This window comes from Streptacidiphilus alkalitolerans (genome assembly GCF_042511045.1).
In the GTDB taxonomy this organism is placed as follows: domain Bacteria; phylum Actinomycetota; class Actinomycetes; order Streptomycetales; family Streptomycetaceae; genus Streptacidiphilus; species Streptacidiphilus alkalitolerans.
On sequence record NZ_JBHEZX010000017.1, the window covers coordinates 13,665 to 36,746 of the forward strand.

The window sequence follows — 23,082 nt, forward strand, 5'->3', positions numbered from 1 at the left end:
CGCTCACCCACCGGGGCCAGCATCCCCGTCCCTCAACCGCTGCTGACTACCTCACAGGAACCGCCATGCCGACGGAAACAATCGCCTGTACGAAATGCGGTAACACGTTCTTCTGGGAAGCCTCCCGCGGAGGCAAGCCCAAGTACTGCCTGCGCCACGGGCGCAGGAAGGTCGTCCTGCGGCCACCCAGGGAAGTGTGGGACGCCCGGGCGACCGGCGCCCATCTGGAGCAGTTGGTGCGGCTCGCACGCCAACTCCAGGTCGAGGCCGGCAGCGACAAGGAGGCCACCGACAAGGACATCAGCTACATGCTGCACGCGGCGATGCTGCTCGATCGGAGCCTGAGCGAGGCGCTGACGCTGATCGTGCGGCACGGGCGCAGCCACGGCGCCAGCTGGGCACAGATCGCTCGGGCCTCGGACATCGGGCCCTGGCTCGCGAAGAAGCGCTGGTCCGCCGACTGCCCCGAACCCGCACGGACCCGGGCGGTGGTGTCGCCGGGGGCCACGAACAACCCCCAGGCCGGTGCGGCGCGCCAGGCCCTGCTGGACGAACTGAACCGATGCTGGGAACGCTCGGGGCTGAGCCTTCAGGACCTCAGCGCGGCGGCGGAGGTGCCCGTGGAGGTCGTCACCGATGCCATGAGCGGCCACGGCAGGGTTCCGACCCAGTCGATCGCCGGCAAGCTCTACGCCGCCTGCGGTGGAGACCCGGACCGCCTGGAGCCGCTCTGGACGGCGATCAAGGACGGTAGTCAGCCGTTCCCCAGCCGCATGCTGCCCCCGCCCGCGCCATGACCCCCGCCCCGGCCTGCTCCAGCCCGCTTCGCCACGCGAGCACACCGCCTGTCCGCCCGGTACCACCGACCTGACGCCCCACCAGGAGACCACCACCGTGTCGCCCCTGCCCGCCGCCGACCTCGCCATCGCCTGTACCGCGGCCGTCACCGCCCTCGGCATGATCGTCGCCGGCCTCATCGCCAGCAAAGCCATCAACAAGAGCGACGCCCACACCCTGGACGCGACCCTGCGCGCCCTCAAGGACCTCATCACCGCCCTCAGGCGCCGCGCACCCTAGGGCCGGCGGTTCCGGAACGGGCCGTGGCACCAGGCGTAACAGGACTCTGAGATGATGGTGTCATGCCAAAGCCCGCACCCCGCCCCGACCTCCAGCGTGCTGTCGACCGCGCCAACGGTGCGATACGCCAGTTCTGGATGGGTCTGGCCGGTGGACAGCCGCTGACCCGGAGCGAGTGGGAGTACCACGACGCGCTGGTCGCCCAGTGGAACGCGGCCATGATCGCCCGTGACGACGCCCTCCGCCGGGCCGAGACCCAGGACGAGCCGGTACCGGCGGTGTGATCCTGCCCGCCCCGCCGCGTCCGGTGACGGGTCGTCAGCGGCGGGACATGGCCAGGGTCAGGATCCTGGTGTACGAGCCCGGGGCCAGCCGGGCGATCAGGTCCGGGATCCTGGCGCTCCAGCCGATCAGCACCCGGGGCGACCGGCGCTCGACGCCGCGCAGGATGGCCTCGGCGGCGGTGGCCGGCGGAATGCTGAGCAGCCTGCCGATCTGGGCCCGCCCCTCGGCGATCTCCTCCTGGCTCACCCCGGAGCCGATCCGGGCGCTGCTGGCGATCCGGGTGGCGATCCCGCCGGGGTGGACGCAGGTGACGCCGACGCCCTCGCCCGCCAGCTCCGCGCGCAGCGCCTCGGTGAACCCGCGAACGGCGAACTTGCTGGCGCTGTAGGCGGGTTGACCGGCCGGGGCGATGATCCCGAAGACGCTGGAGACATTCGCCAGATGCGCGCCCGGGTGGGTGCGCAGGACCGGCAGCAGGCAGTGGGTGAGGGTGACCACGGCCCGGAAGTTGATCTCCATCAGCCAGTCGAACTCGTCCAGGGTGATCTGGTCGAAACGCCCGCCCAGCGCCACCCCGGCATTGTTGACCAGCAGCGTCGTCCCGGGGTGGTCGGCGGCCAGGCGCTGCCCGGCCTTCACGGTCGCCTCGTGGTCGGCCAGGTCCACGACGACGGTGTCGACGGTCAGGGCCGCGTGGGCGGCCCGGATCGTGTCGGCGACCGCACCGAGCCGCTCCGCGTCGCGGTCCAGCAGCACCAGGTGGCTGCCGCGGGCGGCCAGCGCCCCGGCCAGTGCCTCGCCGATGCCGCTGGCGGCGCCGGTGACGATCGCGGTGCCGCCGGCGAAGGCGTACCTGTCCATCGTTTGTTCCTCTTCCGAATTCAGGACGTGCTGCGGGCGGCGAAGAACGCGGTGGCGAGTTCGGCGAACTCGTCGGCCCGTTCGATCTGGGGCATGTGGCCGGTGTCCGGGAAGAGCCGGGTCTCGGCGTCCGGCAGCAGGGTGCGGGCCGCGTCCAGGTGGGCTGCGGGCAGGATCAGGTCGCGGTCGCCCCAGACCACCAGGGTCGGGATCCGACGGGCGATCAGATCGGCGATCAGCGCGGTGCGCCAGGGCTCGCGGACCCCGCGCAGGCCGCCCAGGTCGCGGGCGACCTCCAGCAGGGTCCGGTTGTGGCCGGGGTGCGCGGCCAGGGCGAGCGCGAGCTCGACCCGCTCGGCGGTGGCGAAGGAGCGGTCGCGGAAGATGGCCTGCGTGGTCCTGGTCGCCCCGGCCCGGTTCGGACGCAGCAGCAGCGCGCCGAGCGGACGGATCGCCAGGATCCGCAGGGCGATGGTGACCTCCTTGCCGAACCCGGCGCTGTTGGCCAGCAGCAGCGAGCGCACCCGCCCGGGGTGGTCCGCGGCCAGCCGCATCGCGACCGCGCCGCCGAGCGAGTTGCCGACCACGTGCACGGGCCCGGCGGCGCCGACCGCGTCCAGGAAGCCGGGCAGCGCGGCGGCCAGGCCGTCCAGGGTGCTGGGGCCGGGGAGGCGGTCCGAGTAGCCGAAGCCGGGCAGGTCCAGGCTGAGCACCCGGTGCCCGGCGGAGAGCCGGTCGTGCTGCTCGGTCCAGTCCTCCAGGCTGCGCCCGATGCCGTGCAGCAGCAGCACCGGATCGCCCGCGCCGGTGTCCCGGCAGCGCATCCGCAGGCCGCCGACCTGCACGGTCCCGGTGGTTACGGTGGATTCAGCGGCGGCGGTCACGCGCGGGTTCCTTCCTTGGCAAGGGCCGGAGCAGCGGCCTCGGCAGGGCCCGTCGCGCGGCCGAAGCGGACCGCGTCGGTCACCGGTCCGCGCCGCATCAGCCGCAGGTCGCGCAGGTAGTTCTGGTGCAGCCGCCACGGCGCGGACGGCCCCTGCCGGGGCAGCAGTCCCACGCTGCGCTGGACGTACCCGGACTCCAGGTCGATCAGCGGGGCGAGCTGCTCCGGGCTGTCCAGCACCGGCGCGACCGGGGTGACGCTCTGGTACCCGCCCGCGTCCATGTGCCGCAGCAGCCGGCACACGTACTGCGCGACCAGGTCGGCCTTCAGCGTCCAGGAGGCGTTGGTGTAGCCGACGGTAAGCGAGAAGTTCGGCACGCCCGAGAGCATCATCCCCTTGTACGCCAGGGTCTCGGACAGGGTGACCTCGCTGCCGTCGACGCTCAGCGCCATGCCGCCGATCGCCAGCAGGTTCAGCCCGGTCGCGGTCACGATGATGTCGGCGGGCAGTTCGGCGCCGGACTCCAGCCTGATCCCGGTGGCGGTGAAGCGCTCGATCCGGTCGGTGACCACGTCGGCCCGGCCGTCCCGGATCGCGGCGAACAGGTCGCCGTCCGGGACCACGCACAGCCGCTGGTCCCAGGGGTTGTAGGCGGGCGCGAAGTGGGTGTCCACGTCGTACCCGTCCGGGAGTGCGGCGGCGGCGCCCTTGCGCAGGATGGACTTCATCAGCCCAGGTCGGCGCCGGCTCAACTGGTAGGTCGCCATGCTGAACAGCACGTTCTTCCAGCGGATCACCCGGTAGGCGGTGCCGGCCGGCAGCCGCCGCCGCAGCCGGTCCGCCAGCGCGTCCTTGCCGGGCAGCGCGGCGACATAGCTCGGCGAGCGCTGCAGCATGGTGACGTGTGCGGCGGTCCGCGCCATCGAGGGCACCAGGGTCACCGCGGTCGCGCCGCTGCCGATCACCACCACCCGCTGGTCGGCGTGGTCCAGGTCGGCGGGCCAGTGCTGCGGGTGCACGATCCGCCCGGCGAAGTCCTCGGCCCCGGCGAACTCCGGGCTGTAGCCCTGGTCGTAGCGGTAGTAGCCGGAGCACACCTGGAGGAACGAGCAGGTCAGCACCACTGTCTCGGTCTCGCCGCAGTCCGGGTCGGTGCGCACCGCGGTGACCGTCCAGCGCGCCGTGGCGGAGGACCACTCGGCCCGGACCACCCGGTGGTGGAACCGGATGTGCGCGTCGATGCCGTTCTCCCGTGCGGTGTCGACGACGTAGCTGCGGATCGACTCGCCGTCGGCGATCGCCTTCGCATCCGTCCACGGACGGAAGGAGTAGCCCAGGGTGAACATGTCCGAGTCCGAACGCACCCCCGGGTAGCGGAACAGGTCCCAGGTGCCGCCGACGGCCCCGCGCGACTCCAGCAGCGTGAACGTCTTGTCCGGGCACTCGCGCCGCAGATGGCTCGCGGCCCCGATCCCGGACAGGCCCGCGCCGACGATCAGGACGTCCACGTACGGGACATCGACAGGCTCACTCACCGACGGCCTCTTCTCAACAGGGTGGGGGACGGGCTCATGCCAGTGTGGGCCAGCCGGGGGCCCGGGGGCTTGACTTCGCGCGACATAGTTTTACCCTGGTGCGACATGACACCCTTGGTCCGAGCAGCCGGCCTGCGCGGCCTGGTCCCGCTGCTGGACGCACTCGGCGGGGACGGCGCCGCGCTGCTCACCCGCTTCCACATCGACCCGGACGCGCCGGACAGCGACGACGCGCTGATCCCGGCCGGTGCCGCGGCGCGGGCCCTGGAGGCCGGGGCGGCCGGGGTCGGCCGCCCTGATCTGGGGCTGCTGCTGGCGGAGCGTCAGGACATCAGCATCCTCGGCCCGCTGGCGGTGGCCGTCGAGACCTCGCCCACCATCGGCGCCGCCGTCGACTGCGCGTCCCGGTTCCTGTACATCCACAGCCCGGCCCTGAGCATCGTGCAGGTCCCGGACCCGTGTGGCAGCCCGGACGTGGTCGGGCTGCGCTACCAGGCCGCCATCCCCGGGGTGCCGCCGCAGCCGCAGGCGACCGAGCTGGGCGTGGGCCTGATCCACCGCGTCCTGGCCCAGGTCCACAGCGCCCAGGGGGGCGCGTACGGGCTGCGCTCGGTGGAACTCCCGCACACCATGCTGGCCGCGCGGGCCCGCTACACGGAGTTCTTCGGCGCCGAGGTGCGGTTCGGCCGCCCGGCCGCGGTACTGCGGATGCCCGAGACGCTGATGTCGGCGCCGCTGGACGGACGCGACAGCGTGCTGCGCGCCATCGCCGTCGACTACCTCGCCAGCCACTTCACCGACCCGACGCAGACCCTGACCGCCCAGGTCCGCGCCACGCTGGCCCGCTCCGTCGGCACCGCGGAGGTGAGCATCGGATCGGTCGCCCGGTGGCACCGGATGCACCCGCGCACCCTGCAGCGCCACCTCGCCGCCGAGGGCACCAGCTACGAGGCCCAGCTCGACGACATCCGCCGTCGGCGCGCGTACCAGCTGCTCACCGGGACCACCCTGCCGCTGTCGCAGATTACCGCGATGCTCGGCCTGTCCGAGCAGTCCGCCCTCACCCGCGCCACCCGCCGCTGGTACGGCCAGCCCCCGACCCACCTGCGCAGACACGCCGCCGCCCACCCGGGCGCCGGCGCTCCGCCGCCGCCCGGGGGCGCCTAGCCTGTTGCGGCGTCCGGTTCTCAGGAGCTCTCAGGAGCTCTTAGGAGCTCTCAGGAGCTCTCAGGAGCTCTCAGGAGCAGAAGACGGCTGTCTGCGCGGGCCCCACCGCGCTGCTCTCCGGTGCCGGGTCCTCGTTCTGCAGGTCCTTGCCCAGGTCGAAGACATTGCCGACCATGATCAGCTGGCGGGTGGCGTCCGACGAGGTCAGCGAGATGCTGGTGAAGCCGGGGCCGCCGCCGTCGGTCTCCCAGACCGGGACCTCGCCGCTGCCGCAGTCGGTGGACGCCGCCCGGACGGCCAGGGCGTAGCCGTGGGCGCCCGGTGCGTCGGCCGGGGTCTCCAGCTCACGCTGCTGGGCCGGGGGCAGCAGGTCACCGGCGAACAGGGCCCGGTCGAAGCGGGCGAGGTCGGCCAGGGTGGAGATCATCGCCCCCGCCGTCCAGTCGTAGGAGGGGCTGAACCGGGTCACGTCATGGCCCGACAGGTCGTAGCCGTGCAGGTGCGGGCCGTGGATGTCCGGGTCGGTGATCGGGAAGGACGTGTGCGCCATCCCCAGCGGGACCAGGATGCGCCGGCGGATCTCCTCCGCCGGACTGTGTCCGGTCACCGCTTCGATGACCAGCCCCGCCACCAGGTAGTTGGTGTTGGAGTAGGCCCAGGCGGCCCCCGGTGCGCCGGTCGGCGCGTGTGCGACGGCAGCCGCCACCACCTGCCGGGGCCGGTAGACGTACCCCCAGTCGTGCTGCTGCAGATAGGGCGCGAAGAACCCGGGATCCGTGGTCGGGTCGTACAACCCGGCGGTCTGGTTCAGCAGTTGACGCACCGTGATCCGGGTGCCGTCGTTGCCGTGGCCCTGGACCACCCCGGGCAGCCACGTCGCCACGCTGTCGTCCAGACTCAGCCGGCCCTCCGCCTCCAACTGCAGCAGCACGGTGGCGACGAAGGACTTGGTGTTGCTGGCGATGCGGAACCGGTCGCCGGTACGGGCCGGCTCCCCGCTCGCGGTGTCGGCGACACCGGCCGCCGCGGCGGCCGCGTCCGCGCCCCTCCTGGCGTAGACGAGCACGCCGGGATAACCGTCGCGGACCCCCTGCTCCGCCGCCGTCCGGGCCGCCCCCGCCGCCGGGCCGGGGGCGGGAGCCGCCGACGCGGCCCCCAGCGTCCCGCCGCCGACGGCGCACAGCGCCACCGCGACCACCGCCGCCCTGCTGTGGATCCTCGCCCTGGCCATCGCGCCTCACTCTCCGTTCGTCCTGTCAGTCCTGTGCTTCCAGCCTTCCGTCGACGGGCGGGATCGGCCATGGGGTCAGCCCCAGGCCAGAACGGGTGCCAGCCCCAGGCCGGCTCGCGGGGTCAGCACGGGGTCAGCGCGCGGAGTCGAGCAGGACGGCGATGCCGTCGAGCAGGCGCTGCAGGCCGAACTCGAACAGGTAGTCGAGGTCGAAGTCGTAGCCGGTGGCGGCCAGCCGGGCCAGGGTCGGGAAGCGGCCGGTGGCCAGGATCTCGTTCATCGCCTGTTCCTGGGTGTCCATGTAACTGTCGTTGTCCAGACCGCTGACGGCCTCCGCCTCGGCCTCCAGTTCGACATTGACGGCCGTGCCGCGGATGTAGTTGAACAGCGTCAGATGGGTGGTGAAGACCGTCCCGAAGTCGAGGCCGCGGCCGTCCAGCGCGGCCAGCACCCACTCGGTGAAGGGCATGGCGCTGGCGACGACCTGAGGCCGGGTCAGCGACATCGCCGAGGCGAGCCACGGATGCCCCCGGTAGACGTCCCACAGCATCCCGGCGGCGAGGGTCAGCCGCTCGCGCCAGCCCTCCGGCGGATCGGCGGGGAACGACCACGGTGCGAACGCGGCCTCCATCATCCGCATCAGCAGGTCGTCCTTGTCGGCGACATGCCGGTAGAGCGACATCGTGGCCACCCCGAGGTCGGTGGCGACCCTGCGCATCGAGACCGCGTCCATCCCCTCGGCATCGGCCACCGCGATCGCCGCGGCGACGATCCGATCGAGCGTCAGTGCCTGGTCCGGAGCGGACCTGCGTGTGGGCGGAGGCGCGCCTCCGGGCGCGGGCGCGGGAGTGACAGCTGCCGGGGCGGCCTGGAGGGCAGGGGTGGCGACCACGGTGCCGACGCCCGGGACGGCGCGGACCAGGCCCTCCCGGCGCAGCTCGGTGAGCACCTTGGTCGCCGTCGCCATGGCCACCCCCCACTCCCGGGTGATCTCGCGGGTCGACGGCACCCGGTCCCCCGGAGCCAATGCGCCCGCCTCGATCCGCAGTCGCAGCTCGCCGACGATCCGGCTGGAGCGCGTCGCGCCCTCGTTCTCCATGGACATCCCTCCGTACTAGTGCACCTCGGCCGCAGTCAGACTAGCCGTTCCGACCGGACGAGGCGCGGGAACTGGTGGCGTACTAGTGCACTACCCCACTGAATCCCCATCATAGAGCGGAAACTACTTGCCTAGTGCGCTGCGTACGCCGTATATTCATGGCCATGGAGAACTCAGTGAACGTCCTCATTTCCGGCGCCGGCATCGGCGGACCCGCACTTGCGTACTGGCTACGCAGGGCCGGCTTCAGCGTCACCGTCGTCGAACGCGCCCCGGGGCTCAGGCCCGGCGGACAGGCCGTGGACCTGCGCGGCGCCGGCCGCGACGTGATCGCCCGGATGGGCCTGATGGACCGGGCCCGCGCGGTGAGCCTCGACCAGCGCGGCCTGGCCTTCGTCAACGCCTCCGGCCGGATCACCGCCCGGATGCCCGCGGACAGCTTCGGCGGCGAGGGAATCGTCTCCGAGATCGAGATCCTCCGCGGCGACCTCGCCCAGCTGCTCCACGACGCCACCCTGCCCGACGTCGAGTACCTCTTCGACGACACCATCACCCGGCTCGACCAGGACGCCGACGGGGTCGACGTCACCTTCGAGAAGGCCGCCCCGCGCCGCTTCGACCTGGTCGTCGGCGCGGACGGATCGCACTCCGTGGTGCGGGCGCTGGCCTTCGGCCCGGAGCAGCAGCACGTCCGCCCGCTGGACCTCTACACCGCCTGGTTCACCGTCACCGAGCCGGTGCAGCTGGACGGCTGGTTCCAGCTGCACAACACCCCGGGCGGGCTGGTCGCCTCGGCCCGGCCGGGCCGGATCCCCGGCGAGATCAAGGCCGGACTCAGCTTCCGCTCGAAGCCGATCAGCTACGACCGCGGCGACACCACCGCGCAGCAGGATCTGATCGAACGCCGCTTCGCCGGCGCCGGCTGGGAGGTCCCGCGCCTGGTGCGGGCGATGCGCGACGCGGACGACTTCTTCTTCGACTCGATGAGCCAGGTGCGGCTCGACCGCTGGTCCCGGGGCCGGGTGGTGCTGCTCGGCGACGCCGGCTACTGCCCCTCACCGCTCACCGGGCTCGGCACCAGCCTGGCCCTGGTCGGCGCCTACGTCCTGGCCGGCGAACTGGCCGAGGCACGCGGCGACCACCGCACCGCCCTGGGCAACTACGACCGGGTGATGCGTCCCTACGTCGAACAGGCCCAGGAGCTCCCGCCCGGCGGCGCCGGCGGCTACGCGCCGTCCAGCGCCCTGGCCATCCGGCTGCGCGACCTGTCGATGCGGGCGATGAACCACTGGCCGATGCACAACATCATGGCCGCCCAGTTCGCCAAGGCGGGCAATGTGACCCTGCCCGACTACCCCCGGCTGTCCCCCGCGGCGCGGTCCGGCTCCGTCCACTGATCCGGGTCGGCCGATCCCGGGCGCTCAGACGGCCGCTGAGCCGTGCCAGGCCAGGACCCGCAGCGCGCGGAGGGTGTTCCAGCGGCTTCGGAATCGAGCAACCAGTCCAGCACTGTCATGGACCGAGAACAACCAGCGGGCGTCAGCGCCGACCACCCGCCGCGGTCGCGTCCTGCTCGCGCTCGGCCAGCAGTGCGTCGAGGACGTGCAGGGCGCGCCAGGTCCTGGTCATCCCGAACACCGCGGTGGCCCGGACCGCGGCCCGGACCTCGTCCGGCGTCGCTCCCGCACCCAGGGCGCGGCCGACGTGGGCGCGGAAGCTCTCCTGCAGGGTCTGGTAGAGCACGTCCACCGTCATGGTGGCGAACGCCCGCTCGCGGACGTTGAGCCGGGACATCCCGGCCCGCATCCGCGACTGCAGGTCCATGTAGTCGGCGAAGTCGGGGTCGAGGGCCTGCACCTCGGCGCGCATCGCCGCGGGGAGCGGGCTGCCCGTGCCGTCCGCGTCGACCCGGTGGCTCTGGCCGGTCGGCCCGGGCAGCCCGTGCTCGCGTTCGATCTCGGTCAGCCGGTCCAGGGCGGCCAGCGCGGCCGGGTAGCCGCTGTCGTAGGAGATGAAGCGGAGCAGTTCGCGCAGGTCGTCGGCGTCCAGGCCGTTGTTCAGGGCGGCCCGGACATGCAGTTCGAACGGCACACCGAGGATCTGCTCGCAGACGTCGGCGACCAGGCTGAGCAGGCTCTGCTCACGCGCCGTCAGCCCCTGCCATTCCCCGGCGAGTCGGAAGGTCGCGGTGGACATCTCCCCGAAGACCGGGTCCAGTTCCTGGACCGTGGTCAGCGTGGGCAGCGTCATGATGACTCCCTTTGGGTTAACACTTGTAGTGCTACGACTGTAGCCCTACGTTCCGTCCAATACAATGGCGGACCATGGATGCCAGCACCCCGGCCCGAAAGACCGCAGGCCCCGCGCCCCGCGGCCGCAACCCGCGCGGCCAGGGCGAGCGGCTGCACGCCGAGATCGTGGGCGCGGCCGTGCGGCTGCTGGACCAACTCGCCGACGACCAGGCGCTGTCACTGCGGGCGGTCGCCCGCGAGGTGGGCATCGCGGCGACCTCCGTCTACATCCACTTCGCCGACCGCGACGCACTGGTGCTGGCCGCGCTGGAGCACTGCTACGCGGGCCTGCTGCGCGCGGTGGACGAGGCGGAGTCGGGGGCCACCGACCCGGTGGCCGCGCTGCGCGCCCGCACGGCACTGCTCGGCGCGTGGGGTCGAGAGCACCCGGGGCTCTACAAGGTGCTGCACGAGAGCACCCTCGACCGGCGCAGGGACATGTCCTTCAGGGACGAGATGTCCCAGCGCACCACCGCGGCGGTCCGCCGCTGCATGGACGCCGGGCTGGCACCGCGGGCCGACCCGGAGACCGTCTCACTGGACCTGCGCACCGCCGTCCACGGCGCCGTCTCACTGCGCCTCAACCAGCCCGAACTGCCCTGGCCCGCACTGGAGCAACAGGTGGAGCGCTTCCTGACCAAACTGGTCGGCATCCCGCCCCTGGAGCCATGAAGCCAGTCTCCGTCCCGGTCAGCGGCCGGGTGCGGCGGCGGAGTGGCGGCGCCAGAGGGAGGGGCTGAGGCCCCGGGCGCGTTTGAACGCCACGCTGAAGCCGAAGGCGTCCGCGTAGCCGACCTCGCGGGCGACGGCGGCGACGGTCGCCTCGGTGTCGCGGAGCAGGTCGGCCCCCACCGTCATCCGCCAGCCGGTGAGGTAGGTGAGCGGGGGCTCGCCGACCAGGCCGCTGAAGCGCGCGGCGAAGGCGGCGCGGGACATGCCGACCTCGGCGGCCAGCGCGGCGACCGTCCAGCGCCGGGCCGGGTCCTGGTGCAGCAGGCGCAGCGCGTCGCCGATGGCGGGGTCCGCCAGCGCCCGGTACCAGGCGGGGGCCGACTCGGGTTCGGCGCACCAGGCCCGCAGCGCCAGCACCAGTACGAGGTCCAAGAGCCGTGCCAGGACCGCGTCCTGACCCGGTTCGTCCCTGGCGATCTCGGCGCCGAGCAGGTCCAGCGCCGCCCCGGTCCGCGGCCCGGCGGGAACGACCGCCAGCGGCGGAAGCATCGCCAGCAGGCGCTCGCCCACGCCGCCGCGGAGTTCGTAGAGGCCGCGCAGCATGACTGTGGCCCCGGGCAGTCCGTCGCCGTAGGTACGGGGGGCCAGGCTTCCGTGGTCCACGACCTCCTCTCCCGTGCCGAGGAGGTACTTCCTGCCTCCGCGGATGACGAAGTGCGGCAGGGTGGACGGGCTGTCGGCGATGGTGTGCGGGCTGGTCCCCCGGATCAGGGCGATGTCGCCCGCGGCCAGCCGCACTGGCTCGGCGCCGTCCAGCCGGACCCAGGCCTCGCCGCCGAGGGTGGCCACGACCGTGAGCGGTACGGCGTCGGCATAGGCGATCGCCCACGGCGGTCGTTGGATCAGCTGCCGGACCAGGGCGTCCCTGGCGCGAGCCCGGTGCAGCAGATCACTCAGCACATCCATACCGCCCAGATTAGACGAACACACATGTCTTCTCGACGTTCTCCCATGGATCGTCCTGGCCGCCTGCGGTTGTCTGGAGGACATGAACACAATCCTCATCCTCGGCGGCACCGGTAAGACCGGCCGCCGCATCGTCCGTCGGCTGCGGGACGCGGGACAGCCGGTGCGCACGGCCTCCCGCACCGGCAGCGACACCCCCTTCGACCTGAACGACCCGTCCACCTGGGCATCCGCGCTGGACGGCGTCAGCGCCGCCTACCTGGTGCTGCCCAACCTGCGGCCGGGTCCGGAGGGCGAGCAGCAGCCCAGCACCAGGTTCGTGACCGAGGCGGTCGCCGCGGGCGTGCGACGACTGGTGCTGCTGTCGGCCGGCGGCAGCGGCGAGCCCCACCACGGGTCTCCGCTCATCGCCGCCGAGCAGGCCGTGCGCGACTCCGGCGTGGACTGGACCGTCCTCCGGCCGACCTGGTTCTCGCAGAACTTCAGCGAGTCCTTCTTCCTGCCGGGGATCCTGGCCGGGGCGCTGTCCCTGCCCACCGGCGAAGGCCGCACCCCGTTCATCGACGCCGAGGACATCGCCGAGACCGCCGCCTCGGCGCTGACCGAGCAGCGCCACAGCGGCCGGACCTACCAGCTGACCGGCCCGCGCGCGCTCACCTTCGGCGAGGTGGCCGACCTCATCGGCAAGGCCACCGGGCGGACGGTCCGTCATATCGACGTCGACCCCGAGGTCTACCTCGAGCAGCAGATCGCCCAGGGCGTCCCGGCCGACGCCGCGCGGCAGTTCGCCGCCCTCCTGGCAGCCACCCGCGACGACCTGGACGCCGCGACCGCCGACGGGGTGGAACGCGCCCTCGGCCGCGCGCCTCGGTCCTTCGAGGACTACGTCACCGAGACCGCCGCCACAGGCTGCTGGAGCTGACGTACGGCGGACAGTGGGTGACGGAGCGTCAGCGTGGCAGCTGCACCGACAGGTACGGGTCCAGCGCCCGGAGGAAGTCCGCCGCGTCGAACATCGCCCCCGCCGAGGCCACGCCCGTGGTCCGGGTACGCCCGTCCAGGATCCGCTGGACGGCTTCCACCGCCAGTGGTGCGGTGATCGCGTAGATGTCCCGGCCGCGGGCCGTGGCCCGGCGCTCGACGCCGTCCGCGCGGACCAGGACGTCGACGACGAAGGTCTGGTCCGACCGGCCCAGCGCGTCCACCGACACCGGCGCCGGGGTGTCCTCCCCGGCCAGGTCCCTGGCGGCTTCGACAGTCATGTAGGTGACCACCTCGGGCACCGCCACATGGCTGGGGACGGTGACGACGTCGGCCATGGTGAACCCGGCGACCACGGCTCGTCGGCCCAGCGGCTCCGGGAAGAGCCAGTCCTGCTCCGACGGCTTGTCGTCGTGGTACTGCAACTCCCCGTCCGCGAACCGCACCCGGCGGCCCGCCCGGCGCTGGTGGGACACCTCACCGGCGACCCGGGTGCCGGGGGTGGGGTGCCAGCCGCTCAGCCCGTAGGCGACGTGCACCTCGTCCGCGGCGCTCCACTCCCCGGCCTCCCCCATCGCGGCGGTGGCCAGCAGGTCGCCCAGTCCGCCGTAGAAGGCCATCGCCGGCACCACCGGGAGCTCCGCCTTCCGGGCCGCTTCCGCGTAGTCGGCGAACATCGCGGCATTCGCCTCGATCTCGGCCGCGACATCGACATACGGGATGCCGGCCCGCAGGGCCGCCTCGACCAGCGGCCCCGCCGTCAGCGCGAACGGCCCGGCGCAGTTGACCACGGCAGCGGCCCCGGCCAGGGCCCGGTCCAGCGCATCCGCGTCGTCCAGGCCGGCCGCCCGCACCGTCACCTCGCCCCATGCGTGCCGCCGTTCGGCGGCCAGGGCCTCCAACCGGGCCGCGTCACGGCCGGAGACGATCACGGCGAGCCCGCGCCTCCGTAGCTCGGCGACGACAAAACGGCCGGTGTGCCCTGTCGCCCCATAGACCACTACTGCTGCCGCTGTACTCATGGCTCCCCGTCCTCCGTTGCGATGACTCCAGTCTCAGGGCGGAAGGGGATCAACGGTGATGGTCCGGAACGACATCATGCGTACACTTTCGGACATGCCCACTGTCGCCCTGCTGGCCGCCGGCCGCCTGCTGCACTTCGAACTGGGGGTGGCGTACGAGATCTTCGGCAACCCCCCGCTCGAAGCCACCAACGGCTGGTACGACGTGCTGCTCTGCGGGCCGGGTCCGGTGCAGGTCGGCCCGTTCCTGGTCGAGCCCGACCACGGCCTTGACGGCCTGGTCGGCGCCGACACCGTGATCGTCCCCGCGTGCGCCGATGTCGACGACCCGCCGCGGCCGGAACTGGTCGAGGCCGTGCGCGCGGCCCACGAGGCGGGCGCCCGGGTCGCCTCCCTCTGCACCGGGGCGTTCCTGCTCGGCGCCGCGGGCCTGCTGGACGGCCGCCGGGCCACCACCCACTGGGCCCATGCCGCGGAACTGAGTGCCCGTCACCCGCTGGCCGTGGTCGACCCGGACGTGCTCTACACGGACAACGGCAGTGTGCTCACGGCCGCGGGCAAGGCCGCCGCCGTGGACCTCTGCCTGCACCTGGTCCATCTCGACCACGGCGCCGCCATCGCCAACTCCGTGGCCCGCCGCCTGGTCATGCCTCCGCACCGGCCGGGCGGCCAGGCCCAGTTCGTATCGACGCCGCTGCAGGCCACCGGCGACCACCTGCTGGTCGACCTGCTCGTCTGGGCCCAGCAGCGGCTGGACCAGCCGCTGTCGGTGACCGACCTGGCCCGCAGGGCCAATACCAGCCCGCGCAACCTCGGACGGCAGTTCCGGTCGGTGCTGGGCGAGACCCCGCTCCAGTGGCTGCTGACCCAACGCGTGCGTCGCGCGCAGGAGTTGCTGGAGGCCACCGACCAGAGCGTCGAGGCGGTCGCCCTCGCCACCGGCATGGGCACCGCCACAACGCTCCGGCGCCAGTTCAAACGCATCGTCGGCGTCCCTCCCGACAGCTACCGCCGCTCCTTCCGCAGCGCCCGGCCGTCCTGAGCGATGTCGGTGGCAACGGCATGGCGGTAGCGGGTCTGGTCTGCGGGATCGTCGGGATCTTTCTCCTCAACATCATCCTGGGACCGCTGGCACTGATCTTCGGTGGCGTCGGGTTGCGGAACGCCAAGCGCGCCGGACCCGGCCGCACCGGCATGGCCACGGCGGCTTCCACTGGTACGTCGGCAGCTGACCTGGCCCCGGTCGAATCGGAGGTTTCCCGCCGTGCCGGCCGGGCAACCGCGCCACATGGCTACCAACGAGAACACCGGCAATGACGACCATCTGCTCCTCGCCGCCGACACCAATGGCGACGGCAAGCCCGACATGTGGGCCACCGACACCACGGGCGACGGGAAGGCTGACCTGTTCCAGTTCGACACCACCGGCAGCGGGGAACCCGACATCACCCTCACTGATGTCGACGAGAGCGGACACCCCGCACACGTCGTCGAGGGCGACGCGGGACATCCCGTCCAGAGCTGAGTGGGCGCCCACGCGGGGCCCCGCAGAACCCGTCCAGGGGCCTGCGCGGGCCCCGCGTCGTTGCGGGACGCGCTCAGGCGTCCTGCGCGGCGAGCCAGGCGCCGATGCCGGCCATCACCTGCGGACCGTTGTTGGCCTCCACGTCCCGGGCCAGGTCGGCGATGGTGATCGCGGCGAGGGTCTGCCGCCAGGCGGTCTCGGCCGCGGCCATGGCCCGGGCGATGGCGCAGGGGGCGGTGCACGAGGCGGCCGGGGTGGCCAGTGGGCCGCGCTGCCGGATCTCCGTGCAGACGAAGGCGGGCGCGGCGCCGTTCACCGCCTGGACGACGTCGAGCACGGTGATCGAATCGGGGTCCCGGGTCAGCGTGTAGCCGCCGGACTTCCCCTGGGCGGAGTGCACCAGGCCGGCCCGGGACAGGGCCTGCAACTGCTTGGCGAGATAGCTGCCGGAGACGTCGTGCAGTGCGGCCAGTCGCGCGGCCGGGACCGGCTCGCTGCTGGTGGTGAGCACGACGCAGCAGTGCAGCGCCCACTCCACCCCACCTGACATCTTCACTCCGCCAGCTTATCGGCACCCCCTTTCGCGGTCAAAGACTGTCCGAGTATGATCCTGGATAGTCAGTGTCCGAGTTTGGCGAGGAAGGTGCGGCATGAAGATCGCAGTGATCGGTGGGACCGGACGGATCGGCTCTCCCCTGGTGGCAGCCCTCAGGGCGGCCGGGCACGAGGCCGTCCCGCACGCCAGGTCCACCGGCGTCGACCTGCTCACCGGCGAAGGGCTGGAGCAGGCACTGGCCGGCGCCGATGTCCTGATCGACGTGACGCAGTCGCCGACCAGCGACGACTCCTCGCTCGCCTTCTTCGAGGCCACCATGGACCATCTGCTCGCCGCCGCGGACAAGGCCGGTGTCCGCCACGCCGTGCTGCTGTCCATCGTCGGCGTGGACCAGGTACCCGGCCTCGGCTACTACCGGGCCAAGGTCCGCCAGGAGAACCTGCTCAAGGCCGGACCGGTGCCCTACTCCATCGTCCGCGCCACCCAGTTCTTCGAGTTCATCGAGGAGGTGATGTCCTGGTCCGCCGACGGCGACACCGTCCGGCTGTCCCCGACCCCGCTGCAGCCCGTCGCCGGCGCGGATGTCGTCCAGGTCGTCGCCGAAGTCGCCGTGGGCGCCCCGCTCGACGGAATCCTCGACATCGCGGGCCCCGACGTCCTGCCGCTGGACGAGCTCGGCCGGATCACCCTCGCCGCCCGCGGCGACAGCCGCACTGTCACCACCGACAACACCGTCCCCCCGTTCGGCGCCGTCCCCGGCGACGCCATCATCGCCAAGGACGGTGCCAGGATCACCCCCACCCGCTACCGCGACTGGCTGGCCGGCTGAGGCACAGTCAGGACACGGGCCTGCCGAGCGGCCTGCCCGGCGGCGACGGTACCGGCGAGTGCCAGCGCCGTCGCCGCGAGCGTCTCGGGGAGGGCCACGCCCCGGTAGCGGCGGCTGACCCCGGCCAGCGCGGCCATGCTCGCCGCGTGCAGCAGGTCGACCCCGGTGCCCAGGCCCAGCACGCCCGGAGTCGGTGCCGAGACCGTGGCCGCCGCCTGCACCAGTTGCCGCAGGCCGAGGACCCGCAGCGCGGCCCGTGCGGCTGACCGGTCAGCGCCACGGAACAGAGCCGGGGCGCAAGCGAGCTGGAGCAGTCCGTAGCCGGCCCGGGTCAGCGCGAACCGGTTCACCGGCGTGCTGCGGCCCACGGCCGGTGTCACGGCGCCGCCGTCACGGAGCTGAGCGGCGCGGCCAGCGACTCCAGGCTGCGCCGCTCGGCCTTGACCCCGATCACCGCCTCGACCAGGCCCGCCAGGACCATCAGCGAGGCGCCGATGCAGAAGGCCAGGGTGGTGTCGCTGGGCTTGCCGCTGTTGACCAGGCCGTTGAAGACCAGCGGCCCGGTGATGCCGCCCAGCGCGGTGCCGACCGCGTAGAAGAAGGCGATGCACAGCGCCCGGATCTCCAGCGGGAAGACCTCGCTGACGGTGAGGTACGCGGAGCTGGCCCCGGCCGAGGCGAAGAACAGCACCACGGTCCAGCAGGCGGTCATGGTGAACGCGCTCAGCGTCCCGTTCTGGAACAGCGCCGCGGTGCCGAAGAGCAGCACGCCGGAGAGGATGTACGTCCCGGCGATCATGGGTTTGCGCCCGATGGAGTCGAACAGGTGGCCAAGCAGCAGCGGGCCGAGGAAGTTGCCGACCGCGATCACCGCGAAGTAGTAGCCCGTGCTGCCGGTCGGGACCTTGAAGAAGGTGGTCAGGATCACCGCGTAGCCGAAGGTCACCGCGTTGTAGAGGAACGCCTGGCCGACGAACAGGGACAGACCGAGCACGGTGCGCTTGGGGTAGGTGCGGAAGACGGTCTTGGCGATGGTGCCGAACCCGATCGGCCCGATCTCCCGCACCTTGATGGTGTCGGACGGGTCGACCGCCGGCAGTTCCCGGCCGGTCTCCGCCCTGACCGTGTGCTCCACCTCGGCCACCAGGTCCTCGGCCTCCTGGACCCGGCCGTGGGTGAACAGCCAGCGCGGGCTCTCCGGGACATGGCGGCGCACCAGCAGGATCACCAGGCCGAGCACCACGCCGATGGCGAAGGCCAGCCGCCAGCCGAGGTCGGTGGCGAAGAGGGAGGTGTTCAGCAGCGCGATCGAGGCGAACGCGCCCACGGCCGCGCCGATCCAGAAGCTGCCGTTGATGACCAGGTCGATCCGCCCGCGCGCCCGGGCCGGGATCAGCTCGTCGATGGCCGAGTTGATCGCCGCGTACTCGCCGCCGATGCCGAAGCCGGTGAAGAACCGGCACAGGAAGAAGAACCAGGCGGTCCAGGCCAGACCGCTGACCGCGGTGGCCACCAGGTACACCGCCAGGGTGATCATGAACAGCTTCTTGCGGCCGTACCGGTCGGCCAGCCGGCCGAAGAACAGCGCGCCCAGGCAGGCACCGGCCACATACAGGGCGGCGGCCCAGGTGGTGACCTGGCCGGTGGTGATCGACAGACCGCTGCCGTGCTCGGAGAGCCGTCCGGCGATATTGCCCACGATCGTGACCTCGAGGCCGTCCAGGATCCAGACGGTGCCGAGCCCGATGATGATCCTCCAGTGCCACCGCGACCAGGGCAGTCGGTCGAGTCTGGCCGGTACATCGGTCTCCACGATGTCCTGGCCGTGGTCCCCGCGGTCCCTGACGTCGGTGCTTGCGCTGCTCATGGCACGTCCTCCAGTGCGCTCCGGTCTGCCGTCCCAGGCAGCCGTTCACACGTCTGCCCTGGCGGGACGGAATGACACGGCGCTTCAGCCGGATGGAGGACCCCGGCGGGCACACAGGTCGGCGCCCGGGCCGTGGCGAATGCCACGGGCCGGGAGCCGACAGGGTGAGGGTGTTGCTTACAGGCCGGTCATCTTGGTGTAGGGGCTGGCGATGCGCTTCGACAGCAGACCGAAGTCGACCAGGACCGCGACACCGTCCTCGACGCCGGTGACCCGGCCCAGGCCGTAGACGTCATGGGAGACCCGGTTGCCCACGGCGAAGATCTTGGTCGGGGGCGCGACTGCGGCTTTGAAGGGGCTGGACGGCAGGTGACGCTTGGCCATACGCATGTTTGTCATTGCTCCCCAGTATGCAGGCAATCACCGCACCGCTGACAGCCCGGTCGCCCCCTGAGAATGAGGCGCTACGCCGCGACCCGGGGCCGGCGCGCCGGCGGCCGGCCGGAGCCGGAGCCGCCGTTCGCACCGCGGGACCCGTAGCCGGACCCCGACCCGTGGCCGGAGCCGGACCCGGAGCCGGCCGGGCGGCTGCGCTGATTGCCCTGGCCGCGGCCGTACGGGCCGCTGCGGCGGGGACGCTCGACCACCGGGTTGCTCACCACCACGGGGATGCCGGAGGGCACGCAGGCACCGGTGATGCGGGCCAGCTCGGAGTCGGTCGAGTGCACCTGCGTGGTGTGCGGGGTGATACCGGCCATGGCCATCATCCGGGTCATCTCACGGCGCTGGTTGGGCAGAACCAGGGTGACCACGGTGCCGGACTCCCCCGCCCGGGCGGTGCGTCCGCCGCGGTGCAGGTAGTCCTTGTGGTCGGTCGGCGGGTCGATGTTGACGACCAGGTCCAGGCCGTCGACGTGGATGCCGCGGGCGGCGACATTGGTGGCGATCAGCGCGGTGACCTCGCCGCTGCGGAACTGGTCCAGAGTCCTGGTGCGCTGCGGCTGGGACTTGCCGCCGTGCAGCGCCGCGGCCTTGACCCCCTTGGACAGCAGCTCCAGCACCAGCCGGTCGGCGCCGTGCCGGGTGTCGGTGAACATGATCACCCCGCCCTGACGGGAGGCGATGTGGGCGACGGCCGCGCTCTTGTCGTGGCCCTGCACATGGAGCAGGTGGTGCTCCATGGTGCTGACGGTCGCCGAGGACGGGTCGACCGAGTGGGTCACCGGGTCGTTCAGGAAGCGGCGGACCAGCCGGTCGACGTTGCGGTCCAGGGTCGCCGAGAAGAGCATGGTCTGCCCGCCGGGGGCGACCTGCTCCAGGAGTTCGGTGACCTGGGGCAGGAAGCCCATGTCGGCCATCTGGTCGGCCTCGTCCAGGACGGTGACGGTGACCTGGTCCAGACGGCAGTCGCCGCGCTCGATCAGGTCCTTGAGCCGGCCCGGGGTGGCGACGACCAGTTCGGCGCCGCGCTGCAGGGCCTGGGCCTGACGGCCGATCGACATACCGCCGACCACGGTCGCCAGCCGCAGCCGGACCGCGTGGGCGTACGGGGTCAGCGCCTCGGTCACCTGCTGGGCCAGCTCACGGGTGGGCACCAGGACCAGGGCCAGCGGCTGGCGCGGCTCGGCCTTGCGCCCGGCGGTGCGGGCCAGCACGGCCAGCCCGAAGGCGATGGTCTTGCCAGAACCGGTCCGGCCGCGACCCAGGACGTCGCGTCCGGCCAGGGAGTTCGGCAGGGTCGCCGCCTGGATCGGGAACGGCGCGGTCACGCCCTGGCGGGCCAGGACCTCCAGCAGGGCGCGCGGCATGTCCAGGTCGCCGAAGGCCTCCACCGGCGCCAGCGCCGGAGTGGTGCTGACCGGGAGCGCGAACTCGCCCTGCGCGGAGGGGCTCTGACGGCCCCTCGGCGAGGCGGAGCGGGCGGCTCCGCCGGTGCGGCGGCCGTAGGAGGAGCTGGAACCGCGGTCGGACGAACGACTGGAATGAATCATGGGAGGGCCTTCCTCGAATGGGGCGCGTGTCGAGGAAGCCTCCGGACCGCAGCTGAAAACGCGGGGAGATCACACGAACGGGCCAGAAAAATAGAATGGGGCGTGGACGGTAGAACCGTGCAGCACGTCACCTACGGTCGGCGCACGCCCGGAACGGGCGGCAGAATCCTCGAACCGTACTCAAGAGCGGGCCCGAAACGCGGGCCGGATTAGTGCTCGAACAGTGGTGCCGCCCGTACTGCGACACGGATGAACCGTGCCGCAGTACGGGCGCTTCGCAGCAAGAAGGGCTGCGGATGGAACTCAGATCGGTCGAATGTTCTCGGCCTGCGGGCCCTTCTGGCCCTGCGTGACGTCGAACTCGACCTTCTGGCCCTCGAGCAGCTCACGGAAGCCCTGGGCGTTGATGTTCGAGTAGTGGGCGAAGACGTCAGCGCCGCCACCGTCCTGCTCGATGAAGCCAAAGCCCTTTTCCGCGTTGAACCACTTCACAGTGCCAGTAGCCATATAGGTAACTCCTTGATGGGGGCTGTTCCGAGACCTGTACGTCACAGATCTCGCGCCGCCGTGATGATGACCAGCCCGGAACATGTCCGGGAAAACAAAAATGCGCCTGTCGGCTACAACCAGCAGGCGCACACATAAGTTCATGGGAACCACAACTGCAACATCAATGACTGTAGCAGGTATCCCGGTCCGATCGGGGCAGGAGCAGCGCGAGGACACGTCGAAACTCTCAGGAGGACACCATGGCGACCCAGCGCGAGCAGGCAACCGCGGAACGGACGGGCGACCAGCCCCAGCCGCCGAACCAGGGCGAACGCTATGAGCAGGGAGAACGCAGCCAGCAGCGCCAGTACGAGCAGGGCGACCCCCGAGCCACCGAGGGCGAGGACCCGTTCCACCTCCTCGCCGATCCCCACGCCGAGGATCACAGCCGAGGGTAGCCTCATCACTACTCAGCGCAGTCGGACTACAGAGGCGGGCCGTGGCATCCACAGGCAAGACCCACAGTGACGTCATCGTCGTCGGAGCCGGACTCTCCGGACTGGCCTGCACCCTGGGCCTGCTGAGGGCCGGGCTGTCGGTGCGGCTGCTGGAGGCCTCGGACGCGGTCGGCGGCCGGATGCGCACCGACACGGTGGCCGGTTTCCGGCTCGATCGCGGCTTCCAGGTGTTCAACACCTCCTACCCCCAGGTGAAACGGCGGCTTGACCTGCGGGCGCTGCGGCTTCGCCCGTTCACCCCCGGCATGCTGCTCGACACCGGCGGCCGACGGGTACGGATCGGCGACCCCACGCGTCGCCCGCACCCCGTCGCCGACCTGCTGCCGGGCAGGTTCGCCTCGACCCGCGACCTGGCGGCACTCGCCGTGCTCAGCGCCCGCGACCTGCTGGCGCCGCCGTCCCTGCTGCGACGTGGACCGGAGACCACCACCCGGGCCGCGCTGGCCGCCGCCGGTGTCTCCCCCGACCTGGTCGAGGTCTTCTTCCGCCCGTTCCTGGCCGGGGTGTTCCTCGACGACAGCCTGGAGACCTCCAGCCGCTTCTTCCACCTGGTCTGGCGCAGCATGCTGCGCGGAAGCCTCTGCCTGCCCGCAGCGGGCATCCGGGCGGTTCCGGACCAGCTGGCCGCGGCCCTGCCCGGCGGCACCCTGCGCCTGGACGCGCCGGTGCAGCGGCTGGAGGACACCGGCGTCCTGCTCGGGGACGGCACCGCGCTCACCGCCGACGCCGTGGTGGTGGCCACCGGGGCGAGCGCCGCCGGGGCGCTGCTTCCGGACCTGGAGACGCCGGCCGGACGCAGCGTCACCACGCACTACCACGCCGCGGTCCACTCCCCGCTGGCCGAGCCCACGCTGCTGGTGGACGGCACAGGGATGCTGCTGCACACCGCGGTCCTGACCGAGGTCGCCCCGACCTACGGCACCGACGGCCGGGCACTCGTCTCCAGCTCGGTCCTGGGCGCCGACACGCCCGGCCAGGAGACGGCCGTGCGTTCCCGCCTCGCCGAGCTCTACCGCACCGACACCGGCGACTGGGAGCACATCGCCAGCCGCACCGTCACCGACGCGCTGCCGGCCATGGGGGCGCCGCACCCCCTGATCCGGACCAGCCGCCTCGGGCCCGGCCGTTTCGTCTGCGGAGACCACCGGGCCACCGGCTCCGTCCAGGGGGCGCTGGCCTCCGGCAGCAGAGCGGCCCGCGAGGTCCTCGCCGAGCGCTGAACGCCCGGGTGCTGAC

The 23,082-nt window shown here is 72.2% G+C and carries 27 protein-coding genes; 13 read left to right on the top strand and 14 right to left on the bottom strand.

Annotation, left to right across the window (positions count from 1 at the left end):
* Positions 1-65 precede the first annotated feature (65 nt).
* The 3 genes from ACEZDG_RS29885 (at position 66) to ACEZDG_RS29895 (ending at position 1,361) form a co-directional block, all read left to right on the top strand.
* Entirely contained in the window at positions 66-797 is a 732-nt protein-coding gene (locus ACEZDG_RS29885) for a hypothetical protein (RefSeq protein ID WP_380515420.1), read from the top strand.
* Positions 798-894: 97 nt separating this feature from the next.
* On the top strand, positions 895-1,077 hold the full coding sequence (locus ACEZDG_RS29890) for a hypothetical protein (protein WP_380515423.1): 183 nt from the start codon (positions 895-897) through the stop codon (positions 1,075-1,077).
* A 62-nt stretch (positions 1,078-1,139) separates the two neighbouring features.
* On the top strand, positions 1,140-1,361 hold the full coding sequence (locus ACEZDG_RS29895) for a hypothetical protein (protein WP_380515426.1): 222 nt from the start codon (positions 1,140-1,142) through the stop codon (positions 1,359-1,361).
* Between the two features lie 34 nt (positions 1,362-1,395).
* Here ACEZDG_RS29895 and ACEZDG_RS29900 read toward each other — a convergent pair whose 3' ends face one another.
* The 3 genes from ACEZDG_RS29900 to ACEZDG_RS29910 are packed head-to-tail and all read right to left on the bottom strand — an operon-like array spanning position 1,396 to position 4,642.
* Positions 1,396-2,223, bottom strand: coding sequence for an SDR family NAD(P)-dependent oxidoreductase (locus tag ACEZDG_RS29900; protein WP_380515428.1), 828 nt, complete (start codon positions 2,221-2,223; stop codon positions 1,396-1,398).
* A gap of 20 nt (positions 2,224-2,243) precedes the next feature.
* Entirely contained in the window at positions 2,244-3,107 is an 864-nt protein-coding gene (locus ACEZDG_RS29905) for an alpha/beta fold hydrolase (protein WP_380515431.1), read from the bottom strand.
* The gene (locus ACEZDG_RS29910; protein WP_380515434.1) at positions 3,104-4,642 is read right to left on the bottom strand and encodes a flavin-containing monooxygenase; all 1,539 of its coding nucleotides are present in this window, start codon (positions 4,640-4,642) and stop codon (positions 3,104-3,106) included. Before ACEZDG_RS29910 ends, ACEZDG_RS29905 begins: the two co-directional genes overlap by 4 nt.
* A 105-nt stretch (positions 4,643-4,747) precedes the next feature.
* Between ACEZDG_RS29910 and ACEZDG_RS29915 the strand changes: the two genes are divergently transcribed.
* The gene (locus ACEZDG_RS29915; RefSeq protein ID WP_380515436.1) at positions 4,748-5,809 is read left to right on the top strand and encodes an AraC family transcriptional regulator; all 1,062 of its coding nucleotides are present in this window, start codon (positions 4,748-4,750) and stop codon (positions 5,807-5,809) included.
* Positions 5,810-5,879: 70 nt separating this feature from the next.
* Here ACEZDG_RS29915 and ACEZDG_RS29920 read toward each other — a convergent pair whose 3' ends face one another.
* Together ACEZDG_RS29920 and ACEZDG_RS29925 are read right to left on the bottom strand one after the other, a co-directional pair.
* Complete coding sequence (locus ACEZDG_RS29920) at positions 5,880-7,040, bottom strand: serine hydrolase domain-containing protein (RefSeq protein WP_380515439.1); 1,161 nt, start codon at positions 7,038-7,040, stop codon at positions 5,880-5,882.
* A 133-nt stretch (positions 7,041-7,173) separates the two neighbouring features.
* Entirely contained in the window at positions 7,174-8,145 is a 972-nt protein-coding gene (locus tag ACEZDG_RS29925) for a TetR/AcrR family transcriptional regulator C-terminal domain-containing protein (protein WP_380515442.1), read from the bottom strand.
* 158 nt (positions 8,146-8,303) lie between these two features.
* Here ACEZDG_RS29925 and ACEZDG_RS29930 point away from each other — a divergent pair, with 158 nt between their 5' ends.
* Positions 8,304-9,536, top strand: a complete 1,233-nt coding sequence (locus tag ACEZDG_RS29930) for an FAD-dependent monooxygenase (RefSeq protein ID WP_380515445.1) — start codon at positions 8,304-8,306, stop codon at positions 9,534-9,536.
* A 142-nt stretch (positions 9,537-9,678) separates the two neighbouring features.
* Here ACEZDG_RS29930 and ACEZDG_RS29935 read toward each other — a convergent pair whose 3' ends face one another.
* The gene (locus ACEZDG_RS29935; RefSeq protein WP_380515447.1) at positions 9,679-10,389 is read right to left on the bottom strand and encodes a carboxymuconolactone decarboxylase family protein; all 711 of its coding nucleotides are present in this window, start codon (positions 10,387-10,389) and stop codon (positions 9,679-9,681) included.
* Between the two features lie 74 nt (positions 10,390-10,463).
* Here ACEZDG_RS29935 and ACEZDG_RS29940 point away from each other — a divergent pair, with 74 nt between their 5' ends.
* Positions 10,464-11,102 (top strand): TetR/AcrR family transcriptional regulator, encoded by a 639-nt coding sequence (locus ACEZDG_RS29940; protein WP_380515449.1) that lies wholly within the window; start codon positions 10,464-10,466, stop codon positions 11,100-11,102.
* 18 nt (positions 11,103-11,120) lie between these two features.
* Here the strand turns inward: ACEZDG_RS29940 and ACEZDG_RS29945 are convergent, their stop codons facing one another.
* A complete protein-coding gene (locus tag ACEZDG_RS29945; protein ID WP_380515452.1) occupies positions 11,121-12,068 on the bottom strand; it encodes an AraC family transcriptional regulator in 948 nt (315 codons plus the stop codon).
* An 82-nt stretch (positions 12,069-12,150) separates the two neighbouring features.
* On the opposite strand from ACEZDG_RS29945, the gene ACEZDG_RS29950 reads away from it, so the two are divergent.
* Positions 12,151-12,990 carry an SDR family oxidoreductase gene (locus ACEZDG_RS29950; protein WP_380515454.1) on the top strand — a complete coding sequence of 280 codons (840 nt, stop codon included), beginning with the start codon at positions 12,151-12,153 and terminating at the stop codon, positions 12,988-12,990.
* A 28-nt stretch (positions 12,991-13,018) separates the two neighbouring features.
* Here ACEZDG_RS29950 and ACEZDG_RS29955 read toward each other — a convergent pair whose 3' ends face one another.
* Complete coding sequence (locus ACEZDG_RS29955; RefSeq protein WP_380515457.1) at positions 13,019-14,071, bottom strand: saccharopine dehydrogenase NADP-binding domain-containing protein; 1,053 nt, start codon at positions 14,069-14,071, stop codon at positions 13,019-13,021.
* A gap of 94 nt (positions 14,072-14,165) precedes the next feature.
* On the opposite strand from ACEZDG_RS29955, the gene ACEZDG_RS29960 reads away from it, so the two are divergent.
* Genes ACEZDG_RS29960 through ACEZDG_RS29970 form a run of 3 tightly spaced genes read left to right on the top strand, consistent with a single transcriptional unit; the run spans position 14,166 to position 15,596 of the window.
* Positions 14,166-15,113: a helix-turn-helix domain-containing protein gene (locus tag ACEZDG_RS29960; RefSeq protein WP_380515460.1), complete on the top strand. Its 948-nt coding sequence runs from the start codon at positions 14,166-14,168 to the stop codon at positions 15,111-15,113.
* A gap of 20 nt (positions 15,114-15,133) precedes the next feature.
* On the top strand, positions 15,134-15,388 hold the full coding sequence (locus ACEZDG_RS29965; protein ID WP_380515463.1) for a DUF4190 domain-containing protein: 255 nt from the start codon (positions 15,134-15,136) through the stop codon (positions 15,386-15,388).
* Positions 15,360-15,596 carry a hypothetical protein gene (locus tag ACEZDG_RS29970; protein WP_380515465.1) on the top strand — a complete coding sequence of 79 codons (237 nt, stop codon included), beginning with the start codon at positions 15,360-15,362 and terminating at the stop codon, positions 15,594-15,596. The genes ACEZDG_RS29965 and ACEZDG_RS29970 overlap by 29 nt, the downstream gene beginning before the upstream one ends.
* Before the next feature lie 73 nt (positions 15,597-15,669).
* On the opposite strand, the gene ACEZDG_RS29975 is transcribed toward ACEZDG_RS29970, so the two are convergent.
* On the bottom strand, positions 15,670-16,146 hold the full coding sequence (locus tag ACEZDG_RS29975; RefSeq protein WP_380515811.1) for an RrF2 family transcriptional regulator: 477 nt from the start codon (positions 16,144-16,146) through the stop codon (positions 15,670-15,672).
* A 100-nt stretch (positions 16,147-16,246) separates the two neighbouring features.
* Here ACEZDG_RS29975 and ACEZDG_RS29980 point away from each other — a divergent pair, with 100 nt between their 5' ends.
* Positions 16,247-16,981, top strand: coding sequence for an SDR family oxidoreductase (locus ACEZDG_RS29980; RefSeq protein ID WP_380515468.1), 735 nt, complete (start codon positions 16,247-16,249; stop codon positions 16,979-16,981).
* On the opposite strand, the gene ACEZDG_RS29985 is transcribed toward ACEZDG_RS29980, so the two are convergent.
* From ACEZDG_RS29985 to ACEZDG_RS30005, 5 genes are all read right to left on the bottom strand, one after another.
* Complete coding sequence (locus ACEZDG_RS29985) at positions 16,957-17,361, bottom strand: hypothetical protein (protein ID WP_380515471.1); 405 nt, start codon at positions 17,359-17,361, stop codon at positions 16,957-16,959. The two genes, ACEZDG_RS29980 and ACEZDG_RS29985, sit on opposite strands and share 25 nt — an antisense overlap.
* Positions 17,358-18,848: an MFS transporter gene (locus tag ACEZDG_RS29990; RefSeq protein WP_380515474.1), complete on the bottom strand. Its 1,491-nt coding sequence runs from the start codon at positions 18,846-18,848 to the stop codon at positions 17,358-17,360. Before ACEZDG_RS29990 ends, ACEZDG_RS29985 begins: the two co-directional genes overlap by 4 nt.
* 177 nt (positions 18,849-19,025) lie before the next feature.
* Complete coding sequence (locus ACEZDG_RS29995) at positions 19,026-19,247, bottom strand: hypothetical protein (RefSeq protein WP_380515477.1); 222 nt, start codon at positions 19,245-19,247, stop codon at positions 19,026-19,028.
* Positions 19,248-19,312: 65 nt separating this feature from the next.
* Positions 19,313-20,839 (bottom strand): DEAD/DEAH box helicase, encoded by a 1,527-nt coding sequence (locus ACEZDG_RS30000; protein WP_380515479.1) that lies wholly within the window; start codon positions 20,837-20,839, stop codon positions 19,313-19,315.
* A gap of 303 nt (positions 20,840-21,142) precedes the next feature.
* Positions 21,143-21,346, bottom strand: coding sequence for a cold-shock protein (locus ACEZDG_RS30005; protein ID WP_034086841.1), 204 nt, complete (start codon positions 21,344-21,346; stop codon positions 21,143-21,145).
* 242 nt (positions 21,347-21,588) lie between these two features.
* Between ACEZDG_RS30005 and ACEZDG_RS30010 the strand changes: the two genes are divergently transcribed.
* Positions 21,589-21,786, top strand: coding sequence for a hypothetical protein (locus tag ACEZDG_RS30010; RefSeq protein ID WP_380515483.1), 198 nt, complete (start codon positions 21,589-21,591; stop codon positions 21,784-21,786).
* A 41-nt stretch (positions 21,787-21,827) separates the two neighbouring features.
* On the top strand, positions 21,828-23,066 hold the full coding sequence (locus tag ACEZDG_RS30015; protein ID WP_380515486.1) for an NAD(P)/FAD-dependent oxidoreductase: 1,239 nt from the start codon (positions 21,828-21,830) through the stop codon (positions 23,064-23,066).
* The last annotated feature ends 16 nt before the right edge of the window (positions 23,067-23,082 follow it).